Source organism: Rhizobium sp. P2_G9, assembly GCF_056403475.1.
The window spans coordinates 96,577-112,684 of record NZ_JBFUFK010000034.1 but is presented as its reverse complement, the minus strand read 5'-3'; the positions used below and the strand labels follow the sequence as shown (position 1 = coordinate 112,684).

The following is a 16,108-nucleotide window of genomic DNA, read 5'->3' as shown; positions in this document are numbered from 1 at the left end:
TTTCGCCACCTTGCCCCATCGTTATTTGAATCAAGCCGCGTCCTTGGAAAACGGAACGTGCAGGCGTAGCGGACTTCCAAGCGCTTTGAACACGTCTTCGATCGATTCCAGGCGTGTCTGGTGGTCCAGCCTGAATATGCGGTCGATCTGTTCGCGATGCGGCCATCCCAGGCGCCGCTGCAGGTCGGCGCGGGTCATGCCTTGAACGCGCATCAGCATATAGGCCCCCGACTTCAGCAGCACCATTGCCGGAACTTCAACGGCCCATTTGCCCAGGTTTTTGTTCTCGTCATGCGGGACTGGAATATCCTCGCCAGCGGCGATACGTGCGGCAATCGCCTCTTCGATCGCACTGCGGCCATTTCTACAGGCCTCTTCAGATGTTTCGCCGAATGATGTCACTTCGGGGAAATCGGGGGAGGTCACAAGCCAAACGCCATCGTCCGACTGCAAAGTCAGCGGATACCATGCCATGTTGCTTAGTCCTTTGTCTTATCGCAGGGTCTTGTCGGAAAACCGTGGGACACTTTTCCACAACCTGCTTGGTGCTATTTCAAGCCAAGGTCTTTTTTGATCTTGTTGACCAAGGCCGTTCCCAGCTCCTTGTTCCCTCCATGGATCGGGAGCTGTGTTTTCTTTCCATTCAAAAGAACCGTCAAATGGCCGCTTCCCCCTCGATGATTTTCGAAGGAGCATCCCTGCTTGGCGAGCCATCGCTTCAGTTCCTGTGCGTTCATAATATATGGCATATTCAACACTTGTGTGGAAGTCAACACAAGTGTGAACTTCTTGTAAGCATTTGTTTTGAGTTGTAAAATAGGAAAAGCAGCTTGTTTTGTTCACGTGGCGTTTGTCGCAGCGGTTCCCAGCCAAGAACATGACGTCGATGTCTATCTTCCCGTTCACCCACCCCCCATTGACATCCAAAAATAAGTGAGTAATCACTTATCTATCGAAGAAACAGGATCACCCCATGGGCCGTAAAAAGATCATCGACGAGCCAACCCTGCTGGAGGCCGCGCGCGGCGTGTTTCTCGAGCAGGGCAATGCCGGCACCACTAAGGAGGTGGCGCGGCGGGCGGGGATTTCGGAGGCGGCGATTTTCAAGCGGTATCCGACCAAGACGGCGCTGTTCGTGGCGGCGTTGATGTCGACCGATATCGATACCGAGGGCCTTGTCGCCAGCGAGATCGACAATCCGCGCGACGCGCTGGTCGAGACGGGCCGGCGGCTGCTCAGGCATTTTCGCACGGTCATTCCGATGGGGCTCAGGCTGATGGAGAATTCGGCCGTGACCATGGACGATCTCGGCAATCATTTCGGCAATGCGCGGGTGGGCGCGGTGGCCGATCGCCTGGCCGATTTTCTCCGGCAGAAGGATGCGGAAGGCGTGCTTACGGTAAAGAATCCGATTGCCGCCGCCCATCTGCTGATTGCCGCGATCCACAGCGTGCCGCTTTACGAACTGATGAAGTTCCATGGCGGCGCCAATCTCGATCATGTCATCGAGGTGTTTGTCGATGCCCTCTGCGCAGGCCTGCCGCCTGGGAAAGGCAGGCCGGATGGGTAGTCACTAAGCCACGTCGCATCCTTTCTCTCAGCCTGTCCTATCCCGAAAGCGTGACCCGCGTTCGGGAGACGGGCGGGGCATGCCCGAATTCCGTCAACAACCAGATCAGGGAAGACTCCGATGCATAGGCATTCCGGACTTGAGCAGTCGCGTCCTCACTTCAGCCCATCTGTCGAAAAGCCGCTTCTGTCGCTGCGCGGCGCCGGCAAGATTTATCAGACGGCGGCGGGGTCGTTTGCCGCGCTTGCAGGCGTGGATCTCGATATCCATCCCGGCGATTTCCTCGCCGTGGTCGGCAAGTCCGGCAGCGGGAAATCGACGCTGGTCAATATCATGACCGGCATCGACACGCCGAGCGGCGGCACCATCGATGCTGGCGGCCGCCACATCCACAGCCTGACGCAGGAACAGCTCGCCATCTGGCGCGGCACGACGGTCGGCGTGGTCTTCCAGTTCTTTCAATTGCTGCCGACGCTGACCATTGCCGAGAACATCATGCTGCCGATGGATTTCTGCAACACGTTTGCGCCGGCCGCGCGCCGGGGCCGTGCCCAAATGCTGCTGGAAAAGCTGGGCATCGGTTCAGAGATCGACAAGCTGCCGGCGGACCTTTCCGGCGGCCAGCAGCAGCGCGCCGCCATTGCCCGGGCGCTTGCCAACGATCCGCCGATCCTGGTGGCGGATGAGCCGACGGGAAATCTCGATTCCAGAACCTCCGACGAGGTGATGGGGCTGTTTGCCGGGCTTGCCGGCGAAGGCCGGGCGGTGGTGATGGTGACGCATGAGCGGGATCTCGGCCGCTATTTCACCCGCGTGATCGAACTTGCCGATGGCAGGATCGTCGGACAGCCGGGAGAGCGGCCATGATCATCCGCACCCGCTGGCTAAAGCTGATCCGCGATTTCGACGCCATCCAGGGTCGGGTGGCGATGGCCGTGGCGGCCATTGCGCTCGGCATCTTCGCCGTCTCGCTGATCGGCACCGCCTATACGATCCTGACGCGGGAAATCGCGCGCAACTATCTCGCCACCAATCCGGCATCGGCGATCGTGGATTTCGGCACGGTCGACGCCAAGGTGATCGCTGACGTCCGCAAGCTCGCCGCGATTTCCGATGTCGAGGCCACGTCGATCGTCACCGCGCGGATCGCCTTGCGCCGGGACGAATGGGTGCCGCTCTTGCTGTTCGTCATCCCGGATTTCAAGGCGATGCGGATCAGCAAGGTCGCGCCCCAGGCCGGCGCCTGGCCGCCGCCGGCCGGCACGATGCTTCTGGAGCGCGAAGCGCTGAAATTCCTTGGCCGCCGGCTGGGCGACAGCGTCGCGGTCGAGATGCCGTCGGGAGAGGCGACATCCCTGGTGATATCCGGGTCGGTGCATGACCCGGCTTTGGCGCCCGCCCGGCAGGAGCAGACGGCCTATGGCTATGTGACGCCGGAGACCTTTGCCGCCATGGGCGGCCAGCCGGCGCCCGAACGGCTGAAGATCACAGTCAAGGACGCCGTTTTTGACCAGGCGAAAGTCGATGCCGCCGTCACCAGCCTGGCAGCGGTCCTGGTCAGCACGGGCGACAAGATCCATGCGATCCAGGTGCCGCCGACCGGCCGGCATCCGCACCAGGGCCAGATGACCGCCGTGCTCAGCCTGTTCCTGATCTTTGCCTTGCTGGCGCTCCTTCTCGCCTCCGTGCTGGTGGCCTCGATCATCGATGAGCTTCTGGCGCAGCAGGTGCGGCAGATCGCCGTGATGAAGGCCATCGGCGCGCGCCGGCGGCAGATTGCCGTTCTTTACCTCACTGGTGTCTCCGTCCTTGCCGGTGTGGCGCTGGCGCTCGGCGTGCCGCTCGGCATCTGGGGCGGGCGCGGCTTTGCCGATGTGATTGCCAAGCTGCTCAATTTCGACATCCAGTCGCATGCCGTTCCGCTCGCCTTCGTTGTGGCCCTGGTCGCCGGCGGCCTGGCCATTCCGCTCGCCTTTGCCGCCATTCCGATCAACCGGGCGGCGCGTCTCACGGTGCGCGAGGCGATATCGGATTTCCGCGTCTCGTCCTTTGCCGGTCGCGACCGGATCGATGGCCTGCTTGCCAGGATCGGCGGCATCGACCGGACGCTGCTTCTGTCGATCCGCAACGCCTTTCGCCAGCGCGGGCGGTTGATGCTGACGCTGGTTCTGCTCGCCTCCGCCGGCGGCATGTTCATGGCCAGCGCCAACGTCCAGGCGGCCTGGACCTATTTCGTCGCGGCGTCCGCGCAGGACCGGCGCTATGATCTCGAACTGCAGTTCAGCCGCTATGCCGGGACTGGCGAGGTCATGCGTCTCGTTGCGGCGCTGCCCGATGTGGCGAAGGCCGAGGCCTGGAACGTGACGGCGGCGGCGATCGCCCGGCCGGACGGGCTGATGGTGGTGCGCACCTATCCCGATGGCGGGCATGCCAGCCTCGATTTTCGCGCCCTGCCCAGCCCGGCGGCACTCGGCCATCTGGTTCTCCTCGCGGGCGCCTTGCCGCGGGTCGATGCGGACGACGCGCTGGTCGTCAACCAGGGCGCCTGGACCCTGCTGGGACGGCCGGCGATCGGCGCGCGCGTGGCGCTGACCGTGGACGGTCGAACGGCGGCCTATCGTATGAGTGCTGTGGTGCGGCAGATCGTGACGCTGCCATCGGCCTATGTTTCGGCTGCGGCCTATGCCCACGTGACGGCTACGGAAAACCGGACCAATGCCATCCGCATCACCGCCCGCGACCATGATGCGGCGTCGGTCAACCGCCTGTCGAAAGCGATCGAGACGGCGCTGGCGGGCGCCGCCATTCCCATCGCCAAATCGATCTCCGCAGCGCGCATGGACAGCGCCGTCGGCGGGCATGTGAAGATCCTGGTCGTGTCGCTGATGTCGATGTCGCTGCTGATGGCGATCGTCGGCCTGCTCGGCCTCGCCTCGGCGCAGGGCATCAGCGTTGCCGAGCGGACGCGCGAATTCGGCATCATGCGCACGATCGGCGGCAGCCATGGCGTGATCATCCGCAATGTCGTGTCGGAAGGCCTGTTCATCGGGCTCTTGAGCCTGGTGATGGCGATCCTCATTGCGCTGCCGCTGACGCTCGGCATCGGCCGCCTCATAGGCAGCATGTCCTTCGGCCTGCCGCTGCCGCTGATCCTGTCGCATGCTGGCCTCATGACCTGGCTTGCCATCCTCGTCATCGGCTCCGCCGCCGCCAGCCTCGTGCCGGCGCTCCGCGCCGCCCGCCTGACCATCCGCGAAACACTCGCCCATATCTGAAACGCCAAAGGAACCAGAGCCATGAGAAAGCGACTGCCCGTCATCCTCACCGCCATCGTCGTCATCGGCCTGCTCATGTTTGCCGCGCACACATTCGATCTCCTCGGCCTGGCGCGGGCGGTGCATGGGGGGTGAGCGGAAGAGGCGCCGGGGGGAACGCTCGGCGCTGTCGCTGGAAGGGAGCAACCCGCTGCAATTTCGGCCGCCGACGACCGGAGGCGGCCGAAACCTTATGGCAGGTCCGCGCCAAACCTCCCCCCATGGCACGGACGGGCAGAGCGTCACATTTAACTATCTGGTACAAAGTGCTTGACAGGTATTAACCAGATGGTACAAAGTTGCGCTTGTGAGAGCCTGGCTCGTCACTCTGGGTTTGACTATGTGCCGCTTGAGGAGGCGGCGGGGAGGAAACGATGGGCTATGTGCTCGACTTCAGCGTCGTTTATGAACGGCTGCCGGAATTGCTGCTGGCGGCGTTGTCGACCATCGGCCTTGCCGTTGCCGGCATGTCGCTGGCGACCGTGATCGGTATCTTCGGCGTGCTGACGCGGACGTCGCAATCGCCGCTTCTGCGCGTTCCGACCATTGCCTTCGTCGAGGTCATCCGCAACACGCCCTTCCTGGTGCAGATCTTCTTCATCTTCTTTGCCCTGCCGCAATTCGGCATCCGCCTGAACCCGACCGCGACGGCGATCATCGCGCTTGCCGTCAATGGTGGTGCCTATGCGATCGAGATCATCCGCGGCGGGGTGGAAAGCATCGGCAAGGGGCAGGTCGAGGCCGGCCTGGCGCTCGGCCTGCACAAGGGGCAGGTGTTCCGCCATATCGTGCTGAAACCGGCCTTCCGGGCGATCTATCCGTCGCTGACCAGCCAGTTCGTCATGCTGACGCTCACGACATCGGTTTGCACGTCGATTGCGGCTTACGAGCTCACCTCGGTCGCCCAAAGGATCGAGTCCGACACATTCCGCTCCTTCGAGGTCTATTTCAGCATCACGCTGATCTATCTCGCCATTTCCGGGCTGATGATGGCGCTGTTTTCGGCGATTTCGAAGCTCCTGTTCAGCTATCCGGTCCGGTGAGGCGCGCTCCATGGCACATATCGGCGTAAACGAGCTTCTCTTCCTGCTTCAGGGGCTGAAATGGACCATTGCGCTGGCGGCGATCGGCTTCGTCGGCGGCGGGGTGTTCGGCCTTGGGGTCGCGCTGATGCGGGTTTCGGGGCACGCCATCGTGTGGCGTGGCGGCGCTGCCTATATCGCGGTGTTCCAGGGAACGCCGCTCCTGATGCAGCTTTTCGTCGTCTATTACGGCGTCGGCCTTGTCGGTCTGAACGTCGATGCGTGGATTGCGGTCGCCATCGCCTTTACGCTGCATGCCAGCGCCTTCCTCGGCGAAATCTGGCGCGGCGGCATTCAGTCGATCCCCAAGGGGCAGACGGAAGCGGCCAACGCGCTCGGCCTGCATTACGTCTCGCGCATGAAGGACGTGATCCTGCCGCAAGCGTTCAAGATATCGCTGCCGGCAACGATCGGTTTTCTGGTGCAGCTGGTCAAGGGAACCTCGCTGGCGGCCATCGTCGGCTTCGTCGAGCTCTCCCGCGCCGGCCAGATCGTATCGAACCAGACGTTCCGGCCGTTGATGGTCTTCGCCATCGTCGGCGCCATCTATTTCGCACTCTGCTGGCCGCTCTCGCTGTGGGGTGCGCGCATGGAACGCCGGCTGGCCAAGGCCGCGCGGTGAGCAATTTCAAGAGCTTTGTTGAAGAGGAGGAAATGATGATCAACAAATTGAGACATGCATTGGGCCGCAGAAGTACCCTTCTGGCAGTCGCCAGCGCCATGCTCCTGCCCCTGCTTGCGGCGCTGCCGGCCAATGCCGGAACGCTGGCCGACGCCAAGGCAAGCGGCAAGGTCGTGATCGGCATTCAGGGCGACAATGCGCCCTGGGGCTTTGTCAATTCGAGCGGCGTGCAGGACGGCCTGGATGCCGATATCGGCAAGGCCTTCGCCAAGCAATTGGGCGTCGAGGTCGAGTTCGTTCCGCTGGCCGTCGCCAACCGTATTCCGTCCCTGGTGACCGGCAAGGTCGATGTGCTGTTCGCCACCATGGGCATGACGGCGGAGCGGGCGAAGTCGATCCAGTACAGCAAGCCCTATGCCGGCAACGTGCTCTCCATCTATGGACCGAAGACGATGAAGATCGCCGACTATAAGGGCCTTGCCGGGCTGACGATCGGCGTGCCGAAGTCGAGCGCCATGGATACGGCGATTACCGCCGGCGTCGGCGATAGCGCGACCATCCTGCGCTTCGACGATGATGCGGCAACGATCCAGGCGCTGCTGGCCGGCCAGGTCCAGGTGGTCGGCGGCAACCAGTTCTATGGCGATCGCCTGAACGCCGCCAGCGCCGGCACCTATGACAGCAAATTCGACCTCAAGACGCTCTTCAACGGCGCCGGCACGCGTCTCGGCGAGAAGGACTGGAACGAAGCGGTCAACACCTTCCTCGACAAGATCATGGCCGATGGCGAGCACGCCAAGATCTACGCCAAGTGGATGAAGCGCGACGTGCCCAAATTCCCGGACGCCATGCCGGACATTCCCTACACCGTGAAGTGATCGCAGACCGAGGAGGTAGTCGCCATGCAGACTATCGAGCAGGGTGCCGAACAGGCTCTCATCGCGCTGGAAGGCGTCGAGAAATGGTATGGCGCCTTCCATGCGCTCAAGAACATCAACCTTTCGGTCCGCAAGGGCGAGAAAATCGTGCTTTGCGGGCCGTCGGGCTCGGGTAAATCCACCCTGATCCGTTGCATCAACCGGCTGGAGGAAATCCAGAAGGGCAGGATCGTCGTCGAAGGGCTGGCGCTCGATGGCACCGGCAAGACCGTCGACGCGGTCAGGCGCGAGGTCGGCATGGTGTTCCAGAGCTTCAACCTCTTCCCGCACATGACCATCATCGAAAACTGCATGCTGGCCCCGATGCGGGTGCGGGGCATGTCGAAGACCGACGCCCGGGCGCTTGCCGGCAAATATCTCGGCAAGGTGCGGATCGGCGACCAGGCCGACAAATATCCGGCGCAACTGTCGGGCGGGCAGCAGCAGCGGGCGGCAATCGCCCGGGCGCTGTGCATGGAGCCCAAGGTCATGCTGTTCGACGAGCCGACATCGGCGCTCGATCCGGAAATGGTGAAAGAAGTGCTCGATACGATGATCGGCTTGGCGCGCGACGGCATGACGATGATCTGCGTGACGCATGAAATGGGATTTGCGCGGCAGGTCGCCGACCGCGTGATCTTCATGGCCTCCGGTGCGGTGATCGAAGAAGGGCCGCCCGACGAATTCTTTCGTAGCCCGCGGCACGAGCGCACGCGGGCCTTTCTCGGCGAAATTCTCGCGCATCACTGACCGGCCCGCAATTCGGTCCGCCTTTTGACAACCGGTTCCCCGGAACGGAACGTCTTTGCCATTGGATATTGAAATGACGGACAAACGCGCTGTGCTTGTCGGGCTGATAGGCTCCGATCTCAAACTTTCCAAAACGCCGGCATTGCACGAGCGGGAAGGCGCCTGCCACGGGCTCGACTATCGCTATGAGCGGGTCGATATTCACGAGCGTGGTCTGTCTGCGGATGCCCTGCCGGATCTGCTCGGCGAACTGGAAGAGCGCGGCTTTTCCGGCACCAACATCACCCATCCGTTCAAGCAGGCGGTGTTGCCGCTGCTCGACGAACTGTCGGAGGATGCCCGCATGCTGGGCGCGGTCAACACGGTGGTGTTCCGCGACGGCAGGCGGATGGGGCACAATACGGATTGGTACGGTTTTTATGAGAGTTTCCGCCAGGGCCTACCGGACGCGCGGCGTGACCATGCACTGCTTCTCGGCGCCGGCGGCGCTGGTGTTGCCGTCGCGCATGCCGCGCTCAAACTCGGCGTCGGCAGGCTCGACATCTTCGATCGCGATGGCGCACGCGCCGTACAGTTGGCCGAGGATCTCAATCGCCGCTTCGACGGAAAACACGCTTTCCCGACCGACGACCTTGCCAGATCCATCGCCGCCGCAGACGGGCTGATTCACGCCACGCCGACGGGCATGAACAGCCATCCCGGCATGCCGCTCGACGAGGCGCTGCTGCAAAGCCGCCATTGGGTGGCCGACATCGTCTACATGCCGCTGGTCACCGAACTCTTGGCCGCGGCGTCCCGACAGGGCTGCCGCATCCTGCCCGGCGGCGGCATGACCGTGTTCCAGGCCGTGGGGGCGTTTCGCCTGTTCACCGGGCTGGAGCCCGACGCGGAACGCATGCAGCGGCATTTTGGCGAATTGTTCGAGGCGGGCGCTTTGTAAGCCCCAGGGCAATCGCATGGGAGAGATTGCTGAGCGCCGAGGCCTGGCTCCCTCTTCTCCCCTCGGGGAGAAGATGCCCGAAGGGCAGATGAGGGGGCTTCACGGGTGGGGCGGCCCCCTCATCGCCTCACTACGTTCGGCACTTCTCCCCGAGGGGAGAAGAGGGAGCAAGCGGCAGACGCCCGTTTCCATCATCGAACGCTCAAATGCGCTCTCCCTGCCGTCCCCACCAACTTCACCCGCCTCGCGCCGCAAGCGCCTCGGGCTTTGCCACATAGCGCAGAACCATCGACGCGACGTGGCGCGCCAGTTCCTCCTGCGTCTCATCGGCCCATAGAGACCGGCCGAAAATCTGGGAAAAGGTCGCCCGGTTGGAGACGTTGAAGAACGACAGCGCGCTGATCTGCCAATGCAGTTCGAGCGCGTCGATATCGCTGCGGAAGACGCCGTCCTTCTGCCCGCGGGCGAGAAGTGACTGCAATTTCTCGATCGCCGGCCGGTTGAGGTCGTGGATGATCTCCGAGCGTTTCAGATATTGCCCGTGATGGATGTTCTCGATCATCACCATGCGGATGAAGGCCGGGTTCTGCCGATGATGGTGAAAGGTGAAATGCGCCAGCCGCTCGAGCGCTTCGACCGGATCGAGCCCATCCAATCCGAGATCGCCCTCATTGCCGCGGACATGCCGGTAGGCCTCTTCCAGCGCGCGGGTGTAGAGGCCTTCCTTGTCGCCGAAATAATAGTAGATCATCCGCTTGGACGTCCTGGTCCTGGCGGCGATTTCATCGATTCTGGCGCCGGACAGGCCGTTCTCGGAAAATTCCTCCATGGCGACGCGCAGGATGTCCTCGCGCACGCCCTGGGGGTCCCGTTTGCCCTGCTGCTTGCTCACTGCGCTTTCCATTGCCTTCCCCCGGACGATCGCTGCGATCCCGCTTCGTTTGAGGCGCGGGATATGTTTTAACTTGTTAGTACAAAGTCATTGACATTCTTAACCAGTTGGTACAGAAGAACCATGAGGAAGGCAAGCCGGCTGCCTGTGCGTGAGGAGAGGGGAGTGTCTATGAAGACTTCCATCGCGACCGTGTCGATCAGCGGCGAGCTTCCCGACAAGCTGGCGGCCATTGCAAAGGCGGGTTTCTCAGGCGTCGAGATTTTCGAGAATGATTTCCTGGCGCATGATGCCTCGCCGAAAGAGGTGGGGCGGATGGTCCGCGACCATGGCCTGGACATTACCTTGTTTCAGCCTTTCCGGGATTTCGAGGGCATGCCTGAGCCTCATCGGTCGCGCGTCTTCGATCGCGCCGAGCGCAAATTCGACCTGATGGCCGAACTCGGCGCCGAGCTGATGCTGGTCTGCTCCAATGTCTCGCCGGTCGCGCTCGGCGGCATCGACCGCGCGGCGGCCGATTTCCACGAACTGGGCGAACGGGCGGGCAAGCGCGGCTTGCGTGTCGGCTATGAGGCGCTGGCCTGGGGCCGGCATATCAGCGATCATCGCGATGCCTGGGAGATCGTGCGCCGGGCGGATCATCCCAATATCGGCATCATTCTCGATTCATTTCATACGCTGGCGCGCCGGATCGACGTCAACAGCATAGGCTCGATCCCGAGCGACAAGATCTTCATCGTCCAGCTCGCCGACGCGCCGCTGATCGACATGGACCTGCTGTACTGGAGCCGTCACTTCCGCAACATGCCCGGCGAGGGCGATCTGCCGGTGGTGGATTTCATGCAAGCCGTCGCTGCAACCGGTTATGACGGTGTTCTGTCGCTGGAAATCTTCAATGACCAGTTCCGCGGCGGCTCTCCCCGATCGATCGCCGGCGATGGGTATCGATCGCTGCTCTATCTGATGGATCAGGTTCGGCGCAGGCAAGCCGATATCCGTATCCCCGTTCCGGCCATGCCGCAACGCGTGGCCGCACGGGGGATCGAATTCGTCGAATTCACCGCCGGCGAAAGCGAAAAGCAGGATCTCGAAGCGCTGCTTGCGACGCTCGGCTTTGCCCGAACCGGCCGCCACAAGAACCGCAAGGTGGACCTCTACCAGCAAGGCGACATTCGCCTGCTCATCAATATCGATGAACGCGGCTTTGCCAATTCCTCCTATTCGGTCCATGGCGCCAATGCCTATGCCTATGGGCTCAGCGTTGCCGATGCCAGGGGCACCGTGGAGCGCGCATCGGCGCTGGGCGCCGATATCTTTGCCGAGCCGCGCCTGCCGGGCGAGGCGGCAGTGCCGGCGATCCAGGGCGTCGGCAACAGCGTCATCTATTTCCTCGACAAGTCCGCCGCGCTGGCAAATATCTGGGACAGCGAATTCGATGCAGCCGAGGGTGCGGCTTCGATGGCGGGGGCAGGTCTCACCCATATCGACCATATCGCCCAGACGACCCGCTACGATGAAATGCCGACATGGCTGTTGTTTTATACGTCGATCTTCGACACCCGGCGCACGCCGATGGTCGATGTCGTCGATCCCGGCGGCCTCGTTCGCAGCCAGGCCGTCGAAGGCAGCGATGGCGGCTTCCGCCTGACATTGAACGGGGCGGAAAATCGCAAGACCTTTGCCGGCAATTTCCTTGCCGAAGGTTTTGGCTCAAGCATCCAGCATCTCGCCTTCGCCGCGCGCGACATTTTCGCGACGGTGCGCGCGCTCGAGGCGCTCGGCCTGGATGTGCTGCCGATCTCGCGGAATTATTATGACGACCTTGAAGCGCGCTTCGGACTGGATCCGGACTTTGCCGACCGGCTGCGCGCCCACAGCATCCTCTATGACCGGGATGGCAGCGGCGAATATTTCCAGATCTACAGCCGGACCTATGGCGAAGGCTTTTTCTTCGAGATCGTGGAGCGGCGCGGCGGCTATCAGGGCTACGGCGCCATCAATGCGCCCTTCCGCATCGCCGCACAACGGCGACTGTCTCAGCCAGCCGGTCTGCCGAGGCTGTGAGCGACGCCTTTCTGCTCGTCTGATGGGCTGGCGGACGCGCTGCTCCGCTGTTGCAACGCGCCTGCCAGCCGTATCAGGGGTTGGCGACATGATAGAGGATCGGGGAACGCCCCGGCGCCCGAAGGCGCCGAGGCCGAAACCGCGGTCAAAGCCAGGTCTTCCAAGGACGGACGAAGCGTTCGACAGGGTCTTCTTTTCTTTCCGGAAGCCCGAGATCACGGAGCATGCGATCGGAAAGATGGGAGATCCGGTTCGTTGTCTGGCTCTGTTTCCGGATGGCCCGGAAGAGCGCCATGGCGATATTCCAGGCACCAAAGGCCTGGTGTAGTTCCTCAATCGACGCACTCAGTCGATCGACAACCAAGGATTGTCTTTTGTGCATGACTTTTGTCCTGGCGCAGCGACGCAGCCAGGTCCTCTTGCTGGGAAGGACGCGCCGATGCGGAGACGCGAGAAATCGCTCCGACAGCCGGTCACATCACGCTAAGTTAGGAAATGCCTATTGGCGGAACAGCCGAGATTACGAGGCTCGGGTGTAGATTTGGCTATGTTGGGACACCGGGCATGGCCAAGCCACAATAGCCGTTCCGCAAAGAGGTGCGTATGCATTTGAAATGGATGTCATCTGCCGCCTCCTCTGTTTGAATTGCGGATGCTGCTGATTAACATACGATCTGACAAACAGCAAGACTGCAAGTGCGAATTGCAGACGTTGCCACTGTTGCGTTGCAGGACTGCAACAGTGGTAGTGGGTTGCATAATTGTCGTGCGGGATGTCGGAATATGCTGGCGGCAGGAAAGCCTCGTCTCTTGCGACACGTTCTAAGCCAGATAAGCCGCCAGTTCCTCGGCCGTCCCCAGGGGAAACGCCTCCTTCAGATAATCGAGGAAGGCGGATACGCGGGCGCTCAGCAGCCGTCGCGACGGATAGAGCGCCCAGAGCCGGGTTTCAGGCCCATCGACGTCCCCCCAGCGGACCAGCGTGCCGGCTGCGAGATCACGGCTGACCAGGGACAGCGGCAGGCGCGCCGCGCCGACGCCCATCAGCACGGCATCGCGGACCATGTTGAAGGATGAGAGGCCGAGAATGGGATCGATGGCCATGCTGGACGGCCCGGCCGGCGTCGTCATGGTCCAGGCCCTGGCCTGGTCCGGTGTGCCGCGGACGACGACCGGCACCGCCGCTCCGTCCGCCGGGCGGGCAATGCCGGGGCACGCCGCGATGACCAATGCGTCGCGCAGGAAAATCCGTCCGACAAGGCTCTCATCCGGGTCGGGATTGACGCGGATCACCAGGTCATAGCCTTCCTCGACCATGTCCACGACGCGATCCTCCGTGGTGATCTCGAGGCGGACCTGCGGATATCTCAGCGCGAAACCGGCCGCCAGTTTGCCCATCGCCGTCTGGGAAAACAGCAAGGGCGCGCTGATCCGCAGCCGCCCGCGCGGCCTGTCGCCGCCCGAGGCGATGGCCGCCGCCGTCTCGTCGAGTTCGGTCAGCAGCGCGCCTGCCCGCTCATGCAGCGCCCGCCCTTCCTCCGTCAGCTTCAGCATCCGCGCGCCGCGCTCGAAGAGCCGCAGGCCAAGGCTCGCCTCAAGCTCCGCCACCCGGCGCGACAGCGTGGCCTTCGGGCGCCCCGCGGCGCGGGCGGCGCGTCCAAACCCGCCATTGCGGGCGACGATGACGAAATCGGCGAGGGCGAGCAGATCCATTGTTCCACCTGTGAGACAGCCAGTCCAAATTAAGCGTCTATCGGTTCGCTTGTGATCCACTCATATTGATCATGTCTTCAACGCGCAACCACGGAAAAATCACATGACCATTCTCGTTACAGGCGCAACCGGCCGCGTCGGCCGCCATGTCGTCCAGCAGCTCCTCAATCGTGGCGCCGACATTCGTGTCCTCGTGCGCGATCCCGCAAAGGCCGACTTTCCGGCCGGCGTCCAGGTCGCGCAGGGCGACCTGCTCGATATCGACGCCCTGCGTGCCGCATTTGCCGGCGTCAGCACGCTGTTTCTCCTGAATGCGGTGGCGGGAGACGAATTCACCCAGGCATTGATCACGCTCAACATCGCCCGCGAGGCCGGTGTCGAGCGGGTCGTCTACCTGTCGGTCCTGCACAGCGAGCGGTTCGTCAACGTGCCGCACTTTGCGGTGAAGGCGGGTGCCGAGCGGATGCTCGAGCAGATGGGCTTCAGCGCCACTATCCTGCGTCCCGCCTATTTCATCGACAATGACCTGATGATCAAGGATGTCATCTTCAACCACGGCGTCTATCCGATGCCGATCGGCGGCAAGGGCATCGCCATGGTCGATGCGCGCGACATTGCCGAAGTCGCCGCCATAGAGCTGATGCGCCGCGACCAGGCGCCGGGCAAACTGCCGATCGAAACCATCAATCTGGTCGGCCCGGACACGCTGACAGGCACGGACCTGGCCGCGATCTGGTCGGAGACTTTGGGCCGCCCGATCGTCTATGGCGGCGACGATGCCTCCGCCTTCGAGCAGAACCTTGCGCGTTTCATGCCGAAATGGATGGCCTATGAGATGCGGCTGATGGCCGAGCGTTATGTCCGCGAAGGCATGATCCCCGAAGCGGGCGATGTCGAGCGCCTGACCAGGATCCTCGGCCGTCCGCTGCATCGCTATCGCGACTTCGCATCGGCGCTCGCCGCCTCGGCCTGAGGCACGGCTGATTGCCGCGATGATGCCCAGCCTCTACCCTGAAAATGTGAAATAGGTTCGGAAGGCCATGTCGAGGGCCTGTCTGGCCATGGCATCGGCCTCGCCGGCGCTCTTGCGATATTCGACGCGGTAGAATTTGGCCAGGGCGTGCTCAGCCCTGGGATATTGCGCCATGATTTCCCGATAGAGCTTGCCAAAACTCTTGGCCTGGTGCGACCAGGCCTTCAGTCCGGCGTCAACCTCTTGACGGCTGTTGTGGGGCTCGGATTTCACCGCCGCCCATGGCCGCATGGCGACATTGCCCCATATATGCATGACGTCGATCCGAAGCCCGGCGGTTGGCGCGAGCGTCCCTTCGTTTTCGCCCTTTCCCAAGGTTCCGTCGAGCAGTGTCGCCAATTTTCGCACCGGTGATGGAAGGAGATCGAGCTCGCTCTTGGCTTGTGGGTGAAAATGAATGCTGCAGCGTCGGGCTGCCCCGTCCGAGCCGATGGAGTAGATGTTCCAATCGCTCAGGAAAATATAGGGCGCGCCGACATCGATCGACCAGAGATCGCCCGTTGCCTTTTCCTGCAACACCAGCGGCGGTCGCCAGCCTTCCCCGGCCAGGGGCTTGAAGACATCGGTCTTCGGCTCCCGCTTGTAACCGGCCAGGAACTTGTCCGCCGCGACATCGCTCGTCAGTGCAAACAGGGCGTACTGCTCGCCGCGCCAGCCAAAGGGCTCCTCATAGGTGACGAAGCGCATGCCGTGATCAGGCTTGACCTGCCAATAGAGGCTGGGCGACGCGTCGCCATCCGTGTCGGTCTGCGGATTTTTCCGGAAGGCGCCGGGATCGGCAATCAGGGCATCCCCCTCAGAAATATCCACGGCCTTCGGCTGAAGCACGAGCATGCTGCCGATGTCCTTGGGGACCGCGGGCGGCGCGTAGAGATAAGTGCTGTCGGAGGCATAGGTGGCGCGGGCGATCGCCAGGGCATCCGTGCAGATCCTGTCCTTGGACCCACCATCAAGCTTCGGCCACGCGGCTTCGTCCGCCCGGAGAAAATGCGGCGCGCAGAGGGAAAATATCAACGCGATGGCGGCCGAGAGGCCGTGCAGCCGAACCTTGGTGTGCGTCATCTTGGCAACCCCAGCCCTCGGAAAGGAATTCGCTTGGAAAATCCGTGTGATGACGGGGAGATGCGGAGTTTTATTCGAGCCGGTGTCTGGGCGTTCCATGCATCAACGGTGACGTGACGGTTGGAAACGGTTTGGGCAAAGCGTCTCGC

Annotated in this window: 15 protein-coding genes; 10 read left to right on the top strand and 5 right to left on the bottom strand. The window is 62.6% G+C overall.

Annotated elements, in window-relative coordinates; genetic code table 11:
* Positions 1–30: 30 nt before the first annotated feature.
* Positions 31–474, bottom strand: coding sequence for a type II toxin-antitoxin system HicB family antitoxin (locus AC1DYF_RS25700; protein WP_477879772.1), 444 nt, complete (start codon positions 472–474; stop codon positions 31–33).
* A gap of 74 nt (positions 475–548) precedes the next feature.
* The gene (locus tag AC1DYF_RS25695) at positions 549–737 is read right to left on the bottom strand and encodes a type II toxin-antitoxin system HicA family toxin (RefSeq protein ID WP_477879770.1); all 189 of its coding nucleotides are present in this window, start codon (positions 735–737) and stop codon (positions 549–551) included.
* A 236-nt stretch (positions 738–973) separates the two neighbouring features.
* On the opposite strand from AC1DYF_RS25695, the gene AC1DYF_RS25690 reads away from it, so the two are divergent.
* The 8 genes from AC1DYF_RS25690 to AC1DYF_RS25655 all read left to right on the top strand — a co-directional run bounded on the left by AC1DYF_RS25690 (position 974) and on the right by AC1DYF_RS25655 (position 9,195).
* Positions 974–1,570: a TetR/AcrR family transcriptional regulator gene (locus AC1DYF_RS25690; RefSeq protein WP_477879769.1), complete on the top strand. Its 597-nt coding sequence runs from the start codon at positions 974–976 to the stop codon at positions 1,568–1,570.
* Positions 1,571–1,690: 120 nt separating this feature from the next.
* Entirely contained in the window at positions 1,691–2,437 is a 747-nt protein-coding gene (locus AC1DYF_RS25685) for an ABC transporter ATP-binding protein (protein WP_477879767.1), read from the top strand.
* A complete protein-coding gene (locus AC1DYF_RS25680; RefSeq protein ID WP_477879765.1) occupies positions 2,434–4,845 on the top strand; it encodes an ABC transporter permease in 2,412 nt (803 codons plus the stop codon). The genes AC1DYF_RS25685 and AC1DYF_RS25680 overlap by 4 nt, the downstream gene beginning before the upstream one ends.
* Positions 4,846–5,258: 413 nt before the next feature.
* Positions 5,259–5,927, top strand: a complete 669-nt coding sequence (locus tag AC1DYF_RS25675; RefSeq protein ID WP_477879764.1) for an amino acid ABC transporter permease — start codon at positions 5,259–5,261, stop codon at positions 5,925–5,927.
* Positions 5,928–5,937: 10 nt separating this feature from the next.
* Positions 5,938–6,588: an amino acid ABC transporter permease gene (locus tag AC1DYF_RS25670; RefSeq protein WP_477879762.1), complete on the top strand. Its 651-nt coding sequence runs from the start codon at positions 5,938–5,940 to the stop codon at positions 6,586–6,588.
* A gap of 98 nt (positions 6,589–6,686) precedes the next feature.
* Positions 6,687–7,466, top strand: a complete 780-nt coding sequence (locus tag AC1DYF_RS25665; protein WP_477879806.1) for a transporter substrate-binding domain-containing protein — start codon at positions 6,687–6,689, stop codon at positions 7,464–7,466.
* Positions 7,467–7,490: 24 nt separating this feature from the next.
* The gene (locus tag AC1DYF_RS25660; protein ID WP_477879760.1) at positions 7,491–8,255 is read left to right on the top strand and encodes an amino acid ABC transporter ATP-binding protein; all 765 of its coding nucleotides are present in this window, start codon (positions 7,491–7,493) and stop codon (positions 8,253–8,255) included.
* A gap of 73 nt (positions 8,256–8,328) precedes the next feature.
* Positions 8,329–9,195 (top strand): shikimate dehydrogenase, encoded by an 867-nt coding sequence (locus AC1DYF_RS25655; protein WP_477879758.1) that lies wholly within the window; start codon positions 8,329–8,331, stop codon positions 9,193–9,195.
* A 235-nt stretch (positions 9,196–9,430) separates the two neighbouring features.
* Here the strand turns inward: AC1DYF_RS25655 and AC1DYF_RS25650 are convergent, their stop codons facing one another.
* Positions 9,431–10,099 carry a TetR/AcrR family transcriptional regulator gene (locus tag AC1DYF_RS25650; RefSeq protein ID WP_477879757.1) on the bottom strand — a complete coding sequence of 223 codons (669 nt, stop codon included), beginning with the start codon at positions 10,097–10,099 and terminating at the stop codon, positions 9,431–9,433.
* A 159-nt stretch (positions 10,100–10,258) separates the two neighbouring features.
* On the opposite strand from AC1DYF_RS25650, the gene AC1DYF_RS25645 reads away from it, so the two are divergent.
* On the top strand, positions 10,259–12,151 hold the full coding sequence (locus tag AC1DYF_RS25645) for a bifunctional sugar phosphate isomerase/epimerase/4-hydroxyphenylpyruvate dioxygenase family protein (RefSeq protein ID WP_477879805.1): 1,893 nt from the start codon (positions 10,259–10,261) through the stop codon (positions 12,149–12,151).
* An 822-nt stretch (positions 12,152–12,973) separates the two neighbouring features.
* Here the strand turns inward: AC1DYF_RS25645 and AC1DYF_RS25640 are convergent.
* Positions 12,974–13,864: a LysR family transcriptional regulator gene (locus AC1DYF_RS25640; RefSeq protein WP_477879756.1), complete on the bottom strand. Its 891-nt coding sequence runs from the start codon at positions 13,862–13,864 to the stop codon at positions 12,974–12,976.
* A gap of 103 nt (positions 13,865–13,967) precedes the next feature.
* Between AC1DYF_RS25640 and AC1DYF_RS25635 the strand changes: the two genes are divergently transcribed.
* Positions 13,968–14,837: an SDR family oxidoreductase gene (locus AC1DYF_RS25635; protein WP_477879754.1), complete on the top strand. Its 870-nt coding sequence runs from the start codon at positions 13,968–13,970 to the stop codon at positions 14,835–14,837.
* A gap of 33 nt (positions 14,838–14,870) precedes the next feature.
* Here AC1DYF_RS25635 and AC1DYF_RS25630 read toward each other — a convergent pair whose 3' ends face one another.
* Positions 14,871–15,959, bottom strand: a complete 1,089-nt coding sequence (locus AC1DYF_RS25630; protein ID WP_477879752.1) for a hypothetical protein — start codon at positions 15,957–15,959, stop codon at positions 14,871–14,873.
* Positions 15,960–16,108: the final 149 nt, after the last annotated feature.

What these genes read in the sequence shown, in the direction of transcription:
- AC1DYF_RS25700 (WP_477879772.1), bottom strand. Translation starts at nt 474, where the DNA reads ATGGCATGGTATCCGCTGACTTTGCAGTCGGACGATGGCGTTTGGCTT.
- AC1DYF_RS25695 (WP_477879770.1), bottom strand. Translation starts at nt 737, where the DNA reads ATGAACGCACAGGAACTGAAGCGATGGCTCGCCAAGCAGGGATGCTCC.
- AC1DYF_RS25690 (WP_477879769.1), top strand. Translation starts at nt 974, where the DNA reads ATGGGCCGTAAAAAGATCATCGACGAGCCAACCCTGCTGGAGGCCGCG.
- AC1DYF_RS25685 (WP_477879767.1), top strand. Translation starts at nt 1,691, where the DNA reads ATGCATAGGCATTCCGGACTTGAGCAGTCGCGTCCTCACTTCAGCCCA.
- AC1DYF_RS25680 (WP_477879765.1), top strand. Translation starts at nt 2,434, where the DNA reads ATGATCATCCGCACCCGCTGGCTAAAGCTGATCCGCGATTTCGACGCC.
- AC1DYF_RS25675 (WP_477879764.1), top strand. Translation starts at nt 5,259, where the DNA reads ATGGGCTATGTGCTCGACTTCAGCGTCGTTTATGAACGGCTGCCGGAA.
- AC1DYF_RS25670 (WP_477879762.1), top strand. Translation starts at nt 5,938, where the DNA reads ATGGCACATATCGGCGTAAACGAGCTTCTCTTCCTGCTTCAGGGGCTG.
- AC1DYF_RS25665 (WP_477879806.1), top strand. Translation starts at nt 6,687, where the DNA reads ATGCTCCTGCCCCTGCTTGCGGCGCTGCCGGCCAATGCCGGAACGCTG.
- AC1DYF_RS25660 (WP_477879760.1), top strand. Translation starts at nt 7,491, where the DNA reads ATGCAGACTATCGAGCAGGGTGCCGAACAGGCTCTCATCGCGCTGGAA.
- AC1DYF_RS25655 (WP_477879758.1), top strand. Translation starts at nt 8,329, where the DNA reads ATGACGGACAAACGCGCTGTGCTTGTCGGGCTGATAGGCTCCGATCTC.
- AC1DYF_RS25650 (WP_477879757.1), bottom strand. Translation starts at nt 10,099, where the DNA reads ATGGAAAGCGCAGTGAGCAAGCAGCAGGGCAAACGGGACCCCCAGGGC.
- AC1DYF_RS25645 (WP_477879805.1), top strand. Translation starts at nt 10,259, where the DNA reads ATGAAGACTTCCATCGCGACCGTGTCGATCAGCGGCGAGCTTCCCGAC.
- AC1DYF_RS25640 (WP_477879756.1), bottom strand. Translation starts at nt 13,864, where the DNA reads ATGGATCTGCTCGCCCTCGCCGATTTCGTCATCGTCGCCCGCAATGGC.
- AC1DYF_RS25635 (WP_477879754.1), top strand. Translation starts at nt 13,968, where the DNA reads ATGACCATTCTCGTTACAGGCGCAACCGGCCGCGTCGGCCGCCATGTC.
- AC1DYF_RS25630 (WP_477879752.1), bottom strand. Translation starts at nt 15,959, where the DNA reads ATGACGCACACCAAGGTTCGGCTGCACGGCCTCTCGGCCGCCATCGCG.